This is a genomic window from Vibrio sp. Vb0349 (assembly GCF_033338975.1).
The window spans coordinates 1-1,562 of the sequence record NZ_JAWOTS010000149.1 but is presented as its reverse complement, the minus strand read 5'-3'; the positions used below and the strand labels follow the sequence as shown (position 1 = coordinate 1,562).

The window sequence follows — 1,562 nt, the reverse complement described above, 5'->3', positions numbered from 1 at the left end:
CGGTTACGCCGTCTTCTACGTAGTTCGTATGAGTTTAGGTGTTGTTAAAAAACCAATGCTGGATGCAGGCATCGTAACCATCGAAGAACTCGGTATCATGGGTTCGGCTTTCTTCTTCACTTACGCTTTTGGTAAGTTCTCGAACGGCTTCCTTTCTGACTATGCCAACATTGGCCGATTTATGTCGTTCTCTCTACTACTGTCTGGTATCACCGCAGTATTCATGGGTTTGAACACCACGGCATTCTTCTTTGTTCTGCTTTGGGGTCTAAACGGTTGGTTCCAATCTGTTGGTTCAGCACCGTCTTGTGTGTCTCTGTTCCAATGGTTCTCACCAAAACAACGTGGTAGCCGTTACTCTATCTGGGGTGGCTCACGTAACATCGGTGAAGGTATCACTTGGATCCTAACGGCGTCTCTAGTGAGCTACTTCGGTTGGCGTGCAGGTTTCATCGGTGCGGGTATTGCAGCGATTGCAGCAGCGATTTGTATGTTCTTCATCCTAAAAGACCGTCCACAAACTTACGGTTTGCCAGATTCAGCAACAGCATTCGACGAAGAACCTGAGATCAAGAAAAAGAACGATCCGCAAGCAACTCGTCGCGCTCAAATGTTCATCCTGAAGCAACCAACCGTTTGGCTAATTGCAGCAGCGTGTGCAGCGATGTACATCTCTCGCTACGCGATGTCTTCTTGGGCAGTGCTTTACCTACAAGAAGCAAAAGGTTACTCACTGATTGACGCTGGCTTCGCAATGTCTACATACCCTATCGCGGGTCTAGCAGGTGCAATCCTATCAGGCATCATCTCTGACAAGGTGTTCAACTCTAACCGCCATATCCCGACTCTACTTTACGGATTGGCGAACATCGGTGGCATGTGCTTGATGTTCTTCGGCCCAGATAACCGCATCGTTGACGCAGTAGCACTAGGTATGATCGGTTTCGCTATCGGTGGTCTGGTTGTGTTCCTTGCAGGTCTAACTGCTTGTGACTTGATGCCTAAGAACGCAGTTGGCGCAGTGAAAGGCTTCATCGGTCTGTTCTCTTACATCGCCGCTTCTGGTCAAGAGTTAGCGTCAGCTTCTCTAATCAAAATCACAGAGGTTGATGGCGTAACTAAATACGACTTCTCTCAAGCGCAATATTTCTGGCTGGCTGCTGGTGTGATTTCTCTACTTCTTGCTCTAACAGTTTGGAATGCGAAGAAAGTGGTTGATATCGACCCAGTTGAAGAAAAAGAGCTAGAAGCTCGCCCTAGTCACTAATCCTGACTAAAGCGGGAGGCACCTCCCGCTTACTTCCTCAATGTCATAAGTTCTTTTGCAAAGAGTGCTTACGAGATTGATAGAAAATCCCCCCCTATTTCTATTTTCCTTTTTAAGTGTCGATTGAGGTGACAAATGTGTAAAACCAAAATTGTGGCTACGCTAGGCCCAGCAAGTGAAAGCCGCGAAACACTAACTAAATTGATTCGAGCAGGCGCGAACGTAGTCAGACTCAATTTTTCTCACGGAACGGCGCAAGAACACATTGCCCGCGCGAATTTAGTTCGTGAAATTG

At 47.2% G+C, this 1,562-nt stretch carries 2 protein-coding genes; both read left to right on the top strand.

Translation table 11 applies throughout. The annotated features are described in order from the left end of the window. Positions 1 to 1,267: MFS transporter (locus R7Q47_RS24050; protein WP_318089689.1), on the top strand; the 1,267-nt coding region annotated here is incomplete at its 5' end. A 135-nt stretch (positions 1,268 to 1,402) separates the two neighbouring features. After that, positions 1,403 to 1,562: pyruvate kinase (locus R7Q47_RS24045; RefSeq protein WP_318089691.1), on the top strand; the 160-nt coding region annotated here is incomplete at its 3' end.